Raw genomic sequence first — 260 nt, forward strand, 5'->3', positions numbered from 1 at the left:
AGTGAATGTGATCTTTGTCTGTTTCCATATGTCTTATTATCACACTGTGTCTCTGACATATCTCATCTGAAAACTGTTTTATATCATCTGATATCTGCCTCGAAACCAGTAATTTCTTTCTATATTTGCAGACAAAAATAATGTGATATTGTAATAGGTATTTGTGTCTGTTTTTAGATTTCCATGTTCCCATACCATGAGTATACAATAATTTCTGATTTTTGGCTACCTTAACCCACCGTCTAAAGCCAGTGGGATTG

The 260-nt window shown here is 33.8% G+C and carries 1 protein-coding gene; it reads right to left on the bottom strand.

The genetic code is table 11. The annotated features are described in order from the left end of the window. Positions 1–193: transposase (locus DWY84_RS14765; protein WP_182434964.1), on the bottom strand; the 193-nt coding region annotated here is incomplete at its 3' end. Between the last annotated feature and the right edge of the window lie 67 nt (positions 194–260).

Origin of the sequence: Clostridium sp. AF27-2AA, from assembly GCF_003478505.1 — a bacterium.
GTDB lineage: Bacteria > Bacillota > Clostridia > Lachnospirales > Lachnospiraceae > Brotaphodocola.